This window comes from Zestomonas ipomoeae, assembly GCF_057128665.1.
On the sequence record NZ_JBSKHQ010000001.1, the window covers coordinates 354,534 to 370,061 of the forward strand.

Sequence of the window (15,528 nt, forward strand, 5' to 3'; positions counted from 1 at the left end):
TTGCTCACTGACAAGCCTCGGACAGGTGCCGGCCGATGTCGTCCAGGCCATAGACCGCATCGGCCAGGTTGGCCTTGACGATCGCCATGGGCATGCCATAGATCACGCAACTGGCTTCGTCCTGGGCCCAGACATGGCTGCCGCCCTGCTTGAGCAGGCGCGCGCCTTCGCGGCCGTCCGCCCCCATGCCGGTCAGCACCACGGCGAGCACCTTGTCGCCGAACGACTTGGCGGCCGAACCGAAGGTGATATCCACGCAGGGCTTGTAGTTCAGCCGCTCATCGCCCGGCAGGATCTTCACCGTGCCACGGGCATCGACCATCATCTGCTTGCCGCCGGGTGCCAGCAGGGCCAGGCCCGGACGCAACTGGTCACCGTCCTCGGCCTCTTTGACGCGAATCCGGCAAAGCTTGTCCAGGCGCTCGGCAAAGGCCTTGGTAAAAGCGGCAGGCATGTGCTGGATGAGCACGATGGGAGCCGGGAAATTGGCGGGCAACTGGGTCAGGACTCGCTGCAAGGCAACCGGCCCACCGGTGGAGGTGCCAATGGCCACCAACTTGTAGGCTTTACGCTTTGGGGCAGGGGAATTCCCTGACGGGGCACTGGGAGCGACCGGTGCAGGCCGACTGGCGGCCCCGGTGCTCGGTGCGGGAGCCGGAACTGGCGCGGCTGCCGGCGTCGCGGCATAGGCGCTGTAGCGCCGGTTGCTGCGGGCGATGGTATGGACCTTTTCGCACAGCAGTTGCTTGACCTTCTCCGGGTTGCGCGAAATGTCTTCGAAGTTCTTCGGCAGGTAATCCACCGCTCCAGCATCCAGCGCGTCCAAGGTGACACGGGCGCCCTCGTGGGTCAGCGAGGAGAACATCAACACCGGCGTCGGGCAGCGCTGCATGATGTTCCGCACGGACGTGATGCCATCCATCATCGGCATCTCGTAGTCCATGGTGATGACGTCGGGCTTGAGCGCCAACGCCTGATCGATCGCCTCGCGGCCGTTGGTGGCCGTACCGACCACCTGGATGTTCGGGTCGGAGGACAGAATTTCCGAAACCCGGCGCCGGAAAAAGCCGGAATCGTCCACCACCAGGACCTTGACTGCCATAAACACTCCATCTGCAGGCGCGGCCGACAGGGCCGGCGCCAATAAAGTCAAACGCGGCGGGCGTAGCGCTTGAGCATGCTTGGTACGTCGAGAATCAGGGCGATACGACCGTCGCCGGTAATGGTGGCGCCGGACATGCCGGGGGTGCCCTGCAGCATCTTGCCCAGGGGCTTGATGACCACTTCCTCCTGGCCCACCAACTGATCGACGACGAAGCCGATACGCTGGTTGCCCACCGACAGGATCACCACATGCCCCTCGCGCTGCTCTTCATGGGCCGCGCCGCGTACCAGCCAGCGCTTGAGGTAGAACAGCGGCAGCGCCTTGTCGCGCACGATCACCACTTCCTGGCCGTCCACCACGTTGGTGCGCGACAGGTCGAGGTGGAAGATCTCGTTGACGCTCACCAGCGGGAAGGCGAAGGCCTGGTTGCCCAGCATGACCATCAGGGTCGGCATGATCGCCAGGGTCAGCGGTACCTTGATGACGATCTTCGAGCCCTGCCCCTTCTGGGAGAACACGTTGACCGTGCCGTTGAGCTGGGAAATCTTGGTCTTCACCACGTCCATGCCGACACCGCGGCCGGATACATCGGAAATCTCGGTCTTGGTCGAGAAGCCGGGGGCGAAGATCAGGTTGTAGCACTCCAGGTCGGTCAGGCGGTCGGCAGCATCCTTTTCCAGCAGGCCTTTCTCCACCGCCTTGGCGCGCAGCACGTCGGCATCCATGCCTTTGCCATCGTCGGTGATCATCAGCAGGATGTGGTCGCCTTCCTGCTCGGCGGACAGCACGACCCTGCCGGTACGGGGCTTGCCCGCGGCCTCGCGCTCTTCGGGCGACTCCACGCCATGGTCGACGGCGTTGCGCACCAGGTGCACCAGCGGGTCTGCCAGCGCTTCGACGAGGTTCTTGTCGAGATCGGTTTCTTCGCCGACCAGTTCCAGGTTGATCTCTTTCTTCAGGTTGCGTGCCAGGTCGCGGACCAAGCGCGGGAAGCGGCCGAAGACCTTCTTGATCGGCTGCATGCGGGTCTTCATGACCGAGGTCTGCAGATCGGCGGTCACCACGTCGAGGTTGGACACGGCCTTGGCCATGGCCTCGTCGCCGCTGTTCAAGCCGAGGCGCACCAGGCGGTTACGCACCAGCACCAGCTCGCCGACCATGTTCATGATTTCGTCGAGGCGAGCCGTATCGACCCGCACGGTGGTTTCCGCTTCGCTCATCGCACCCGGCTTGTCGCCGGCTGGAGCCGTCGCGGGTGCGGCGGTGCCTGCTGGTTTGGCGGGCTCGGGCGCCTTGGCGGCCGGTTTCTCGGCAGGTTTGCTCGCCGGTGCCGCTGGCTTGGCTGCCGCCGGCGGTGTGGCTGGCTTCGCGGGCGGTGGGGCTGGCGCGGCCGGCTTGGCGGCAGCGGGCGGCGCGGCAGGCGCCTTCGCTTCGGGCTGCTTGCCCTTGCCATGCAGTTGATCGAGCAGCGCTTCGAATTCGTCGTCGGTGATCAGGTCGCTGCTGCTGGCCGGCGCAGCCGGTTCGGCCGGCTTGGCGGCGGGAGCCGCTGGAGCGGGCTCCTCGGGCGCAACGAACTTGCCCTTGCCATGCAACTGGTCGAGCAGCGCCTCGAATTCATCGTCGGTGATCTCGTCGCCACCGGCGGCAGGGGTTTCTGCAACAGGGGGCGCCGGCTTCGGCTCGGCCTGCTTGGCAGCCGGCGCGGCGGCGAACTGCCCCTTGCCATGCAACTGATCCAGCAACGCTTCGAATTCGTCGTCGGTGATCTCGTCGCCGCCCGCTGCCGGCGCTGGCGCACTGGCCGCCGGCGCAGGCTCGTCGCCGAGGGCATCGAGCAGTTTCTCGAATTCACTGTCGGTGATGTCGCTGGATGCCGCCGGAGCGACCGGCTCCGGTTCGGGTTCCGGCTCTGGCTCAGCCTCCACCGCCGGTGCGCTGGCTTCCTCGGCACCGGCCGGCTCGGCCAGGCGCGCCAGGGCCGCGAGCAGTTCGGGGGAAGCCGGTGTCGGTTCGGTGCGCTCGCGCACCTGGCCGAACATTTCGTTAACCGCGTCCAGTGCCTGCAGGACGACATCCATGAGCTCCGAGTCGACGCGCCGCTCGCCCTTGCGCAAGATGTCGAAGACGTTCTCGGCGATGTGGCAGCACTCGACCAGTTCGTTCAGCTGGAGAAAGCCGGCCCCACCCTTGACGGTGTGGAAGCCGCGAAAAATGGCATTGAGCAACCCCGTGTCGTCCGGGCGGCTCTCAAGCTCAACCAACTGCTCGGACAATTGTTCGAGAATCTCGCCGGCCTCTACCAGGAAGTCCTGGAGGATTTCTTCATCGGCGTCGAAGCTCATATGGATGCTCCCCTAAAAACCCAGGCTGGATAGCAGATCGTCGACGTCGTCCTGGCTGGACGCGACGTCTTCACGCTTATCGGCATTAATCTGCGGACCTTCACCTTGGGAGGACGCTTTTTGTTGTTGTTTTTTCTGATCGGCTTGCAATGACTCTTGATCGTGCTGGATGCCGGCGAAGCGATCCACCTGGCTGGCCATCAGCACCAGCTTGAGCAGGTTGCTTTCCACCTCGGTCACCAGTTGGGTCACCCGCTTGATCACCTGGCCGGTGAGGTCCTGGTAATCCTGCGCCAGAAGGATGTCGTTGAGGTGGCTGGAGAGCTTGCCGCTGTCGCGCTCGCTGCGGGTCAGGAACAGTTCGATGCGCTTGGCCAACTCACGAAAACCGTCCGCGCTCATTTCCCGGCGCATGAAACGGCCCCAGTCGGCTCCCAGGCTCTGCGCCTCGTCGTTAAGATCGTTGACCAGCGGAGCGCACTCCTCCACCAAATCCATGGTGCGATTGGCCGCTTTCTCGGTCATCTGCACCACGTAGTTCAGGCGCTCGGTCGCGTCGGCGATCTGCGAGACTTCCTTGGCATGTGGCACCCGAGGGTCGAGCTGGAAGTTGACGATGGCGTTGTGCAGCTCACGGGTCAGCTTGCCGACCTCTTGATAAAGGCCGCGATCACGCACTTTGTTGAGCTCGTGAATGAACTGCACCGCTTCGCTGAAATTGCCTCGTTCCAGGCTATTGACCAGCTCACGGGCATTGGCTTTCAGGGTCGACTCAACGTCACCCAGTTGGGAGTCTTCGTGTTCCATAGCGCCCTCGCGGCAGGCATCAGCCGTTGACCCGCTCGAATATCTTTTCGATCTTCTCTTTCAGTACCTGGGCCGTGAACGGCTTGACCACGTAACCGTTCACCCCGGCCTGGGCCGCTTCGATGATCTGGTCGCGTTTGGCCTCGGCGGTCACCATCAGCACCGGAAGCGTTTTCAGGCGCTCGTCGGCACGCACCGCGCGCAGCAGGTCGATGCCGGTCATGCCGGGCATGTTCCAATCGGTGACGAGAAAGTCGAAGCTGCCACTTTGCAGCATGGGCAGCGCGGTGGTGCCATCGTCGGCCTCTGCGGTATTGGTGAACCCCAAGTCGCGCAGCAGGTTCTTGATGATCCGTCTCATCGTTGAGAAGTCGTCAACGATGAGGATTTTCATGTTCTTGTCCAAGTCGACCTCCGTACAGTCCTAACGCACTCAGTTCCTGAGAACGCCGTTTAATCGCGAAACCGGCTTGCTCTTCAACTTGCCCGCCACTCGCTCAGGCGCGCCCGCAGACGCGCGGCGCACTGGCTGTGCAACTGGCTGACCCTCGATTCGCTGACGCCCAGTACCTCGCCGATTTCTTTGAGATTCAGTTCTTCGTCGTAGTACAGCGCCAAAACCAGGCGCTCGCGCTCTGGAAGGTTCTCGATGGCTTCGGCCAACGCCAGGCGGAAGCGCTGGTCTTCCAACTCGCTCGCAGGCTCGGGTTGCGTACTGCCGCCGTCTTCGCGCAGCCCACCGTGCTCGCCGTCCTGGAGGAGATCGTCGAAACTGAACAAACGGCTGCCCAAAGTGTCGCTCAGAATGCCGTAGTAATCTTCGAGACTCAATTGGAGTTCGGCCGCAACCTCTTGATCTTTAGCGTCTCGACCGGTTCTGGCCTCGATTGCCTTGATGGCGTCGCTCACCATGCGGGTGTTGCGATGCACGGAACGCGGCGCCCAGTCGCCCTTGCGCACCTCGTCGAGCATCGCGCCACGGATGCGGATACCGGCGTAGGTTTCGAAGCTGGCCCCCTTGCCAGCATCGTATTTCTTCGAAGCTTCGAGCAGGCCGATCATGCCAGCCTGCATCAGATCATCCACTTGCACGTTGGCCGGCAGACGCGCCAGCAGGTGATAGGCAATGCGCTTGACCAACGGGGCATAGCGCTCAATGAGTTGATGCTGCGAGTCCTTCGCCTGTGCCTTGTTGTACATACGAAGTCCACTGGCTGCTGTCATACGGATGAATCTGCTACTGGCTGCACCAAGCGCTCGACGAAGAACTCCAGGTGGCCGCGCGGATTGGCCGGAAGCGGCCAAGTGTCGACCTTCTGGGCAATCGCCTTGAACGCCAGGGCGCACTTCGAGCGGGGGAACGCCTCATACACCGCTCGCTGCTTCTGCACGGCTTTGCGTACCGACTCGTCATAGGGAATCGCCCCTACGTATTGGAGGGCCACATCGAGAAAACGATCAGTGACCTTGGTCAGCTTAGCAAAGAGATTGCGACCCTCCTGCGGGCTATGGGCCATATTGGCCAGCACACGGAAGCGGCTCATGCCGTAATCGCGATTGAGCAGCTTGATCAGCGCGTAGGCATCGGTGATCGAGGTCGGCTCGTCGCAAACCACCACGATGACTTCCTGGGCGGCGCGAACGAAGCTGACCACCGCATCGCCGATGCCTGCGGCGGTGTCGATCACCAGCACGTCGAGGTTGTCGCTGATGTCGCTGAAGGCCTGGATCAGCCCGGCATGCTGCTGCGGCGAGAGCTGCACCATGCTCTGGGTGCCGGAAGCGGCGGGCACGATGCGAATGCCGCCGGGGCCTTGCAGGAGCACGTCACGCAGCTCGCATTCGCCGTGAATGACGTCGGCCAGCGTGCGCTTCGGCGTAAGGCCGAGCAGGACATCGACGTTGGCCAACCCCAGGTCGGCATCCAGCAGCATGACCCGCCGACCGAGATCGGCCAGGGCCATGGACAGATTGACCGACACGTTGGTCTTGCCGACGCCGCCTTTGCCGCCGGTCACCGCTATCACCTGTACGGGATGCATACTACCCATGTTCTCTACACACCTTGTCTTGCTGCGACTGAGGCATCGTTGAAATCCTCTGCGCTGACTACCCGGCGCGGCGCGGCGGGTTGTGATACAGGCCGGCGAACAGGTCGGCCATGGCTTCCTCGCTCGGCTCCTCGGGTGCCTGCAAGCTGACGGCCCGGCTCACCAGTTGGTGGCTGCGCGGCAGGTGCAGATCGTCCGGAATGCGCGGCCCGTCCGTCAGGTAGGCTACCGGCAGACGCTGGCCAATAGCCAGCCCCAACACCTCGCCCAGGCTCGCGGCCTCGTCCAGCTTGGTCAGAATGCAACCGGACAGACCGCAGCGCTTATAACTATGGTAGGCCGCCTTGAGCACTTGGCTCTGACTTGTGGCCGCCAAAACCAGATAATTTTTTGCTTTCACCCCCCGGCTGGCCAGGGTTTCCAACTGCATGCGCAAGGCCGGATCGCTGGCCGGCAGGCCAGCGGTATCGATCAACACAACGCGCTTCTTCGCCAACGGCGCCAGGGCCTGGGTCAACGACTGGCCTGGATCCACCTGGGTCACCGAGACATTCAGGATGCGCCCCAGGGTCTTGAGCTGCTCCTGGGCACCGATGCGATAGCTGTCCAGACTGACCAGCGCAATGTGCTGGGCGCCGTATTTGAGCACATAACGGGCCGCCAGTTTGGCCAGCGTAGTGGTTTTACCCATTCCGGCCGGACCGACCAGGGCGATCACCCCGCCCTCCTCCAGCGGTTCCTGCTTCAGCGTCTTGATCGCATGAGCCAGGTGGGCCAGCAGCATGCGCCAGGCCTGGCGCGGCTCCTGGACGTTGGCGACCTTGTCCAGCAGGGCGCGGGACAGTTCGGCGGAAAGCCCCATGCGCTGCAGGCGGCGCCACAGGTTGGCCTGCTGCGGACGGCGGTTCTGCAGTTGGCCCCAGGCGATCGAGCCGAGCTGCACTTCGATCAGCTCGCGCAGGCCGTGCAGCTCGAAACGCATCGCGTCGAGCACGCGCTGATCGGCCGCCGGCTTCGCCGCGGCCGCTGCTACCGGCCGTGGTGTCGGGGCCGGAGCCACGGCAGGCTTGGCCTTGGGTGCCGGAGCCGAAGCGCCAAGCAGTTGGCGGTCCTTTCCGGCAGTCGCTGCACTGCCGGCCAGTTCGGCCTGGGCCGAGGCGATCTTCGCCTGAGTCCTGCGCAGCTCGGCCTCCAGCGCCGGGTTCGGCTGGCGAACCGGCTCCGGCGGCAGCTGGTAATCGAGCGCAGCGGTCAACTCGACGCCGCCGGCAACCCGGCGTGTGCCGATGATGGCGGCATCTGCGCCGAGTTCATCGCGAACCAGCTTCATGGCTTGACGCATATCGGCGGCGAAGAAGCGTTTGACTTGCATGGCCTATGGACCTCAGTTCTGTCCCACAGTGGCGACGATGGTGACCTGCTTGTTGTCGGGTATTTCCTGGTACGCCAGCACGTGCATGTTCGGCACTGCGAGGCGAGCGAATCGCGACAACATAGCCCGGACCGGACCGGCTACCAGCAATATTGCCGGCTTGCCGAGCATCTCCTGGCGCTGCGCCGCCTCCACCAGGGAGCGTTGCAGCTTCTCGGCCATGCCGGGTTCGAGGAGGATGCCCTCTTCACTGCCCTGACCGGCCTTCTGAAGACTGTTCAGCAATATCTGTTCCAACCTTGGCTCGAGCGTGATGACAGGCAGCTCCGGCTCAAGCCCCACCACGCTTTGCACGATGGCGCGGGACAACGCGACTCGCACCGCGGCCACCATCGCGGCGGGATCTTGACTCTTCGGCGCGACGTTGGCGATGGCCTCGGCGATGGTGCGGATGTCGCGCACCGGCACCTGCTCCTGCAACAACGCCTGCAGTACCTTGAGCAAGGTGGACAGCGACACCATGCCCGGCACCAGCTCCTCGGCCAGCTTCGGCGAGCTCTTGGCCAGCAATTGCATCAATTGCTGGACCTCCTCATGCCCCAGGAGCTCATGAGCGTGCTTGTGCAGCACCTGGTTGAGGTGGGTGGCGATCACCGTGCTGGCGTCCACCACGGTGTAGCCGAGCGATTGCGCCTGGTCGCGCTGGGTCGGGTCGATCCACACCGCCTCCAGGCCGAACGCCGGGTCTTTGGCGGCGATACCGTTGAGCGTGCCAAATACCTGACCTGGGTTGATCGCCAGCTCGCGATCCGGATAGACCTCGGCTTCGGCCACGCTGACGCCCATCAGGGTCAGGCGGTAGGCATTGGGCAGCAGATCGAGGTTGTCGCGGATGTGCACCGAGGGCATGAGAAAGCCCATTTCCTGGGACAGCTTCTTGCGTACCCCCTTGATGCGCGCCAGCAACTGGCCACCCTGGTTGCGATCCACCAGTGGAATCAACCGATAGCCAACCTCCAGGCCAACCATGTCCACTGGCGTGACGTCGTCCCAACCGAGTTCCTTGACTTCCTGGGCCTTCTGCGCGGGCAACAGTTCCTGCTGGCGCTTGGCTTCCACCTCGGCCACCTGCTTGGCCTGCTTCTGCCGGTGCCAGATCCAGTAGGCGCCGCCTGCGCAGATCAGGCCCAGACCGATGAACGCCACATGCGGCATGCCCGGCACCAGGCCCATGAAGATCAGGATCGCCGCCGACACCGCCAGCGCCTTGGGTGAGGCGAACATCTGGCGATTGACCTGCTGGCCCATGTCTTCAGAGGTCGACACCCGCGTCACCATGATCGCCGCGGCGGTGGACAACAGCAGCGACGGAACCTGGGCCACCAGGCCGTCACCGATGGTCAGCAACGCATAGATCTTGCCGGCGTCGGCGAAGCCCATGGAGTGCTGTGCCATGCCGATGGCGACACCGCCGATCAGGTTGATGAACAGGATGAGAAGGCCGGCGATGGCGTCGCCGCGCACGAATTTGCTGGCACCGTCCATGGAGCCGTAGAAGTCGGCTTCCTGGGCCACTTCGGCGCGGCGTTTCTTGGCTTCCGGCTGGTCGATCAACCCCGAATTGAGGTCGGCATCGATGGCCATCTGCTTGCCGGGCATGGCATCCAGGGTGAAGCGCGCGCTCACCTCGGAGATACGCCCGGCGCCCTTGGTGACCACGACGAAGTTGATGATCATCAAGATGGCGAACACCACCACGCCGACTACGTAGTTGCCGCCGATCACCACCTCGCCGAACGCCTGGATCACCTTGCCGGCGGCATCGCCGCCATCATGGCCATGCAACAGGACGACCCGGGTGGACGCGACGTTCAGGGCCAGGCGCAGCAACGTGGCGACCAGCAGAATGGTGGGGAAAACGGCGAAATCCAGCGGGCGCAAGGCATACACGCCGACCAGCAGCACGACAATCGACAAGGCGATGTTGAAGGTGAAGAACACGTCCAGCAGGAATGGCGGCACCTGCAGGGTCATCATGCCCAGCACCACCAGCAGCAGGATCGGCACCCCCAGGTTGCCACGGCCCAGGCCGCGCATATTGGTTAGCAGTTGCGTGCGATCCACCCGATTCTCCCGTACCGATACGAACAATCTTTTGACGCAGCAGGCGTCATGCCGGGAGCTTGTGCAAGAAGCTTTCCAAGTTAGCTAAACCATTGAAATGAAAGCCTTCACAGAAGTAGCCACGCAACGGCACGAACCGAGCAGGACCACGGTAGTCTTAGCCCCTGCGAGCCCGGCGCTCGCAGTACTCACTTGCCAAACAAGGAGTTTCACCATGAAGAAATGGATCACCGCGGCCCTTCTCGCCGCTTGCTCCACGGCGCTGCATGCCGAGTCGCTGTCCATCGCCGTTCACACTGTCGATGCCAAGGGCGTGGGCTCGGAGATTGGCTCCGTCACCGTCGAACCCAGCGAGCACGGCCTGGTTTTCAGGCCCGACCTGAGCGGCCTGCAACCGGGCATTCACGGCTTCCATGTCCACGCCAACCCGAGCTGCGCCCCTGCCGACAAGGATGGCAAGCCAGCCGCCGCGGTCGCGGCTGGTGGCCACTGGGACCCGAAGAACAGCGGCAAGCACGGCGAACCCTGGGGCGCAGGCCACCTGGGCGACCTGCCGACACTGCTGGTCACAGCTGACGGCAAGGCGAATCAACCCGTACTGGCCCCACGCCTGACCAGCCTCGACCAGCTCAAAGACCATGCATTGATGATTCACCAAGGCGGCGATAACCACTCGGACCAACCCGAACCCCTGGGTGGCGGCGGCGCTCGCGTAGCCTGCGGCGTCATCGAGTAAGGCTGCCGCTCCCGTGCAGCCACTGCTACGCGGGAGCGCTATTCGTCGCGCCGCAAATCCGGTGGAATCGGCAGGTCGGGCAACGGTCCGGGCCGCTTGCCCTTGCCGGCACGGTACTGCTTGAGCTGATAGACATACGCCAGCACCTGAGCCACTGCCAGGTAGAGCCCCGCGGGAATCTCGTGGTCCAGCTCGGTGGAGTGATAGACCGCCCGCGCCAGGGCTGGCGACTCCAGCACCAGGACCTGATGCTCCTGGGCAATTTCGCGAATCTTCAGCGCCAGGAAGTCGCCGCCCTTGGCCAGCAGCACCGGTGCATTGCCCTTGGTCGGGTCGTATTTCAGCGCTACGGCGAAGTGGGTCGGGTTGGTGATCACCACGTCGGCCTCGGGCACCGCCTGCATCATGCGCCGCTCGGCCATCTCCCGCTGCAGTTGGCGAATACGCGACTTGACCTCGGGCTTGCCTTCGCTGTCCTTGTACTCGTCGCGCACTTCCTGCTTGGTCATCATCAGCTTCTGCTTGTTGTCCCAGAGCTGGAACGGCACATCCACCGCCGCGATCAGAATCAGCCCGCACGACATCCACAGCGCGCTCCAGCCGACCACCTGGATGCTGTGCATGATCGCCATCTCCAGCGGTTCATGGGCCATCGCCAGCAGGTCGTGCTTGTCCGCCGACAGCACCAGCAAGCCGATCGCCAGGATCACCAGGAACTTGGCCAGCGCCTTCACCAGCTCCAACAATGCCTTCGCCGAGAACATGCGCTTCAAGCCCGACAGCGGGTTCATTCGGCTGAACTGCGGCGCCATGGCCTTGCCCGAGAACAGCCAGCCACCCAGGGCGATATGGCCGAGGATGGAGGCGACCAGCAGCACGCCGAGCAGCGGCAGTATCGCCTCCAGCGCCAGCTCCCCGGAGGCCAGCAGATAGAGCGCCATGGAGCGCTCGTCCATCAGCACCTCGCGGGGCAGCTCGAAATTGCCGTGCATCAGCGCCAGCATGCGCTCGCCCAGGCTCGCACCGAAGCTCAATAGCCCGCCGAAGCCTCCGAGGGTCACCGCCAGGGTGCTGAGCTCCTTGGAGCGCACGACCTGGCCTTTCTCGCGCGATTCACGGCGGCGTTTTTCCGTGGGTTCTTCGCTGCGGTCCTGGCCGCTTTCACTTTCCGCCATGGAGCACCTCGATGCACCCGGTTACGCGGTCGCGGCATCCGTTCATCAACGCACCCTCGCGAGTTCGCGCAGCAACTGCAGGGCTTCGCTGGCGAATACCTGGTACTGCGCGAGGATGTCGGCCATGCCCACCCAGGTGATCAGCAACCCCAGCACCAAGGTCAGCGGGAAGCCAATGGAGAAAATGTTCAACTGCGGCGCCGCCCGGGTCATCACCCCGAAGCCGAGGTTCACCACCAGCAGCGCGGTGATGATCGGCAGCGCCAGCAGCAGTCCTGCACCGATCACCCAGCCAAGGCGGCCGGCGAGCGTCCAGTAGTGCTCCACCAGCAGCCCCTCGCCCACCGGCAAGGTCACGAAGCTCTCGGCAAGCACCTCGAAGACCACCAGGTGGCCGTTCATCAGCAAGAACAGCAGCGTGACCAGCATCAGGAAGAACTGCCCGAGCACCGGCACCGAGATGCCGTTGGCCGGGTCTACCATGGAGGCGAAACCCAGGCCCATCTGCATGGCGATGATCTGCCCGGCAACGATGAACAACTGGAAGAACAACTGCAGCACGAAGCCGAGCATGGCGCCGATCAGTACCTGTTCTCCGATCAGCAGCAGGGAGCCCAGGCTCAGGCTGTCCACCTGTGGCATCGATGGCAGCGTCGGCGCCAGGACCAGGCAGATGGCCAGGGACAGGTAAAGGCGCACGCGGGTCGGTACCAGTTGGGTCCCGACGATAGGCATGACCATCAGCAGCGCGGCGATGCGAAAGAGCGGCAACAGGAAACTGCCGACCCAACCGCCAATCTGTGCACCGCTCAGCTCGAACATGTCAGCCGATCAGCAGCGGAATGTTCTGGATCAGCGCCTGGGTGTACTCCATCAACTGACGGGTCAGCCAGGGTCCGGCCCAGATCAGCGTCAGCAGCATCACCAACAGGCGCGGCAGGAAGCTCAGGGTCTGTTCGTTGATCTGCGTGGCGGCCTGGAACATCGCCACCACCAGGCCCACCAACAGGCTGGGTACCACCAGGACGGCAACGATCATCGCCGTCAGCCAGAGCGCCTCGCGAAACAGGTCGATCGCTATTTCAGGCGTCATGAGCGGCTCCCTATAGCGTGCCGAAGCTGCCGGCCAGGGTACCGATGATCAGCCCCCAGCCATCGATCAACACGAACAGCATGATCTTGAACGGCAGCGAGATGATCAGCGGCGATAGCATCATCATCCCCATCGCCATCAGGATACTGGCCACCACCATGTCGATGATCAGGAACGGAATGAAGATCATGAAACCGATCTGGAATGCGGTCTTCAGCTCGGAGGTCACGAACGCCGGCACGAGGATGGTCAGCGGCGTAGCTTCCGGAGTGGCAATGTCGTTGCGCTTGGACAGGCGCACGAACAGCTCCAGGTCGCTTTCGCGGGTTTGCGCCAGCATGAATTTCTTGATCGGCCCCTCCGCCCGGGCCAGCGCCTCACCGGCCGGCAGCTGTTCGTTCAGGTACGGCTGCAGCGCCTCGCGGTTAATCTGATCGAACACCGGCGCCATGATGAACAGCGTGAGGAACAGCGCCAGGCCGACGAGAATCTGGTTCGACGGCGTCTGCTGCAGCCCCAGCGCCTGGCGCAGGATGGAGAAGACGATGATGATGCGGGTAAAGCTGGTCATCAGCATGACGAACGCCGGGATGAAGCTCAGCGCCGTCATGATCAGCAGGATCTGCAGGCTTACCGAATACTCCTGCTGTCCCTGGGCATCGGTAGTCAGGGTGATCGCGGGGATCGACAGCGGGTTGTCACCCTGAGCGAACAGGGCATCGCCTTCCTGGCCCAAGGCCAAGGGCGCGGCCATGAGCAACAGCATGGCCAGCAAGAATCGCAGCATCAGCTCTTGTCCTTCTGATCCTTGCCCAGCAGCTCCATCAGACGCTGGGCGAACTCCGGCGACGCGGCCTCGGCTTCCGGCAGGTGCACAGGCTCCGCGAGCACGTGCAGCGGGGTGATGCGGCCCGGCGTGATGCCAAGCAGGACCTGCTCGCTACCAACCTGCACCAGCAACAACCGCTCGCGCGGTCCCAGGGCCTGGTTGGCCAATAGCTTGATGACCTGGTTGCCACGCGGGCCGACCTGCTGCACCCGACGCATGACCCAGGCCAGCAGGAAGATCAGCCCGACCACCACCAGCAATCCGAGCAACAGCTGCACCAGTTGCCCGCCGATGCTACTGGCGGCCATCGGCGTCGCCGCCTGGGCCTGCGGTTCGGCGGCCAGGGCAAACAGGGGCAACAGCAGTAGTAGGGCAAATAGTTTCTTCATGGTCTTAGCGCAGCTTCTTGATGCGTTCGCTGGGGCTGATGACATCGGTCAGGCGGATGCCGAATTTCTCGTTGACCACCACCACCTCGCCATGGGCGATCAGCGTACCGTTGACCAGCACGTCGAGCGGCTCGCCCGCCAGGCGATCGAGTTCGATCACCGAGCCCTGGTTGAGCTGCAGCAGGTTGCGAATGGTGATTTCGGTGTTGCCGACCTCCATGGATATCGACACCGGGATGTCCAGGATCACATCCAGGTTCGGCCCATCCAGGCTGACCGGGGCGCTGCCGGCCTTCGGCGAGCTGCCGAACTCTTCCATCGGCGCCAGCGGTGCTGCGGGCGCACCGCCCCCGCCAGCGCCTTGCGCCATCATTGCATCGATATCGTCCTGGTTGGCGTCGTCGCCGGCTTCGGCCAGGGCGGCCGCCCACTCATCGGCGAGGGCCTGCTCTTCCGGGGAAGTGGGTTCGTTTTCGTCTGCCATCGGTTGTCCTCGGCGGGCTGTTGTCTATGTCGATCGGGCGTCGGTCAGCGCATGCGCTCGACCGGCTCGAGAACCTGTAGCGCCAGATTGCCCTTGTGGGCCCCCAGCTTGACCTTGAAGGCCGGCACGCCATTGGCGCGCATGATCATGTTTTCCGGCATTTCCACCGGGATCACGTCGCCGACCTGCATGTGCAGGATGTCGCGCAGGCGCAACTGGCGGCGAACCACGCTGGCGCTCATCGGCACGCTGACGTCGAGGATGTCTTCGCGCAGGGCCTTGACCCAGCGCTCGTCCTGGTCGTCGACATCCGACTGGAAGCCGGCGTCGAGCATCTCGCGGATCGGTTCGATCATCGAATAGGGCATGGTCACGTGCAGATCGCCGCCACCGCCGTCCAGTTCGATATGGAACGTGGAAACCACGATGACTTCGCTGGGGCTGACGATGTTCGCCAGCGCCGGATTCACCTCCGAGTTGATGTACTCGAAGTTGACGTCCAGCACCGCGTGCCAGGCTTCCTTCATATCGATGAAGGCCTGGTCCAGCACCATGCGCACCACGCGCAACTCGGTGGGCGTGAACTCGCGGCCCTCGATCTTGGCGTGGCGGCCGTCACCGCCGAAGAAGTTGTCCACCAGCTTGAACACCAGCTTGGCGTCGAGGATGAACAGCCCGGTGCCGCGCAGAGGCTTCATCTTCACCAGGTTGAGGCTGGTGGGCACGTAGAGCGAATGAACGTATTCACCGAACTTCATCACCTGCACGCCGCCTACCGCCACGTCGGCAGAGCGACGCAGCAGATTGAACATGCTGATGCGGGTGTAGCGGGCGAAGCGCTCGTTGATCATCTCCAGGGTGGGCATGCGCCCGCGCACGATGCGGTCCTGGCTGGTGAGATCATAGCTCTTGACGCTGCCCGGCTCGGCGGCGGTTTCGGTTTCGACCAGGCCGTCGTCGACGCCATGGAGTAGCGCGTCGATCTCGTCCTGGGATAGCAGATCTTGCACGGCCATAG

16 protein-coding genes are annotated in these 15,528 nt (G+C 63.6%); 1 reads left to right on the forward strand and 15 read right to left on the reverse strand.

Annotation, left to right across the window (positions count from 1 at the left end; genetic code table 11):
- Positions 1 to 4 precede the first annotated feature (4 nt).
- The 8 genes from ACWKV7_RS01520 to flhA all read right to left on the reverse strand — a co-directional run bounded on the left by ACWKV7_RS01520 (position 5) and on the right by flhA (position 9,804).
- Positions 5 to 1,102: a protein-glutamate methylesterase/protein-glutamine glutaminase gene (locus ACWKV7_RS01520; protein WP_483855866.1), complete on the reverse strand. Its 1,098-nt coding sequence runs from the start codon at positions 1,100 to 1,102 to the stop codon at positions 5 to 7.
- A 47-nt stretch (positions 1,103 to 1,149) separates the two neighbouring features.
- The gene (locus ACWKV7_RS01525) at positions 1,150 to 3,450 is read right to left on the reverse strand and encodes a chemotaxis protein CheA (RefSeq protein WP_483855867.1); all 2,301 of its coding nucleotides are present in this window, start codon (positions 3,448 to 3,450) and stop codon (positions 1,150 to 1,152) included.
- 12 nt (positions 3,451 to 3,462) lie between these two features.
- A complete protein-coding gene (locus tag ACWKV7_RS01530; RefSeq protein WP_483855868.1) occupies positions 3,463 to 4,257 on the reverse strand; it encodes a protein phosphatase CheZ in 795 nt (264 codons plus the stop codon).
- A 19-nt stretch (positions 4,258 to 4,276) separates the two neighbouring features.
- Positions 4,277 to 4,651 (reverse strand): chemotaxis response regulator CheY, encoded by a 375-nt coding sequence (locus tag ACWKV7_RS01535; protein WP_178113450.1) that lies wholly within the window; start codon positions 4,649 to 4,651, stop codon positions 4,277 to 4,279.
- An 83-nt stretch (positions 4,652 to 4,734) separates the two neighbouring features.
- Positions 4,735 to 5,481 carry an RNA polymerase sigma factor FliA gene (gene fliA, locus ACWKV7_RS01540; RefSeq protein ID WP_483855869.1) on the reverse strand — a complete coding sequence of 249 codons (747 nt, stop codon included), beginning with the start codon at positions 5,479 to 5,481 and terminating at the stop codon, positions 4,735 to 4,737.
- Positions 5,478 to 6,308, reverse strand: coding sequence for a flagellar synthesis regulator FleN (fleN, locus tag ACWKV7_RS01545; RefSeq protein ID WP_483855870.1), 831 nt, complete (start codon positions 6,306 to 6,308; stop codon positions 5,478 to 5,480). Before fleN ends, fliA begins: the two co-directional genes overlap by 4 nt.
- Positions 6,309 to 6,366: 58 nt before the next feature.
- Positions 6,367 to 7,680, reverse strand: coding sequence for a flagellar biosynthesis GTPase FlhF (flhF, locus tag ACWKV7_RS01550; RefSeq protein ID WP_483855871.1), 1,314 nt, complete (start codon positions 7,678 to 7,680; stop codon positions 6,367 to 6,369).
- Positions 7,681 to 7,692: 12 nt separating this feature from the next.
- Positions 7,693 to 9,804 (reverse strand): flagellar biosynthesis protein FlhA, encoded by a 2,112-nt coding sequence (gene flhA, locus ACWKV7_RS01555; protein WP_483855872.1) that lies wholly within the window; start codon positions 9,802 to 9,804, stop codon positions 7,693 to 7,695.
- Between the two features lie 214 nt (positions 9,805 to 10,018).
- On the opposite strand from flhA, the gene sodC reads away from it, so the two are divergent.
- Positions 10,019 to 10,540, forward strand: coding sequence for a superoxide dismutase [Cu-Zn] SodC (sodC, locus tag ACWKV7_RS01560; protein WP_483855873.1), 522 nt, complete (start codon positions 10,019 to 10,021; stop codon positions 10,538 to 10,540).
- A 38-nt stretch (positions 10,541 to 10,578) separates the two neighbouring features.
- Here sodC and flhB read toward each other — a convergent pair whose 3' ends face one another.
- Genes flhB through fliM form a run of 7 tightly spaced genes read right to left on the reverse strand, consistent with a single transcriptional unit; the run spans position 10,579 to position 15,526 of the window.
- Complete coding sequence (gene flhB / locus ACWKV7_RS01565) at positions 10,579 to 11,715, reverse strand: flagellar biosynthesis protein FlhB (RefSeq protein ID WP_483855874.1); 1,137 nt, start codon at positions 11,713 to 11,715, stop codon at positions 10,579 to 10,581.
- 45 nt (positions 11,716 to 11,760) lie between these two features.
- Positions 11,761 to 12,537: a flagellar biosynthetic protein FliR gene (fliR, locus tag ACWKV7_RS01570; protein ID WP_483855875.1), complete on the reverse strand. Its 777-nt coding sequence runs from the start codon at positions 12,535 to 12,537 to the stop codon at positions 11,761 to 11,763.
- A gap of 1 nt (position 12,538) precedes the next feature.
- A complete protein-coding gene (gene fliQ / locus ACWKV7_RS01575; protein ID WP_483855876.1) occupies positions 12,539 to 12,808 on the reverse strand; it encodes a flagellar biosynthesis protein FliQ in 270 nt (89 codons plus the stop codon).
- Between the two features lie 10 nt (positions 12,809 to 12,818).
- Positions 12,819 to 13,595: a flagellar type III secretion system pore protein FliP gene (gene fliP, locus ACWKV7_RS01580; protein WP_483855877.1), complete on the reverse strand. Its 777-nt coding sequence runs from the start codon at positions 13,593 to 13,595 to the stop codon at positions 12,819 to 12,821.
- Positions 13,595 to 14,026: a flagellar biosynthetic protein FliO gene (gene fliO, locus ACWKV7_RS01585; RefSeq protein WP_483855878.1), complete on the reverse strand. Its 432-nt coding sequence runs from the start codon at positions 14,024 to 14,026 to the stop codon at positions 13,595 to 13,597. Before fliO ends, fliP begins: the two co-directional genes overlap by 1 nt.
- Before the next feature lie 4 nt (positions 14,027 to 14,030).
- Positions 14,031 to 14,510 (reverse strand): flagellar motor switch protein FliN, encoded by a 480-nt coding sequence (fliN, locus tag ACWKV7_RS01590; RefSeq protein ID WP_483855879.1) that lies wholly within the window; start codon positions 14,508 to 14,510, stop codon positions 14,031 to 14,033.
- 44 nt (positions 14,511 to 14,554) lie between these two features.
- Positions 14,555 to 15,526 carry a flagellar motor switch protein FliM gene (fliM, locus tag ACWKV7_RS01595; protein WP_483855880.1) on the reverse strand — a complete coding sequence of 324 codons (972 nt, stop codon included), beginning with the start codon at positions 15,524 to 15,526 and terminating at the stop codon, positions 14,555 to 14,557.
- Positions 15,527 to 15,528: the final 2 nt, after the last annotated feature.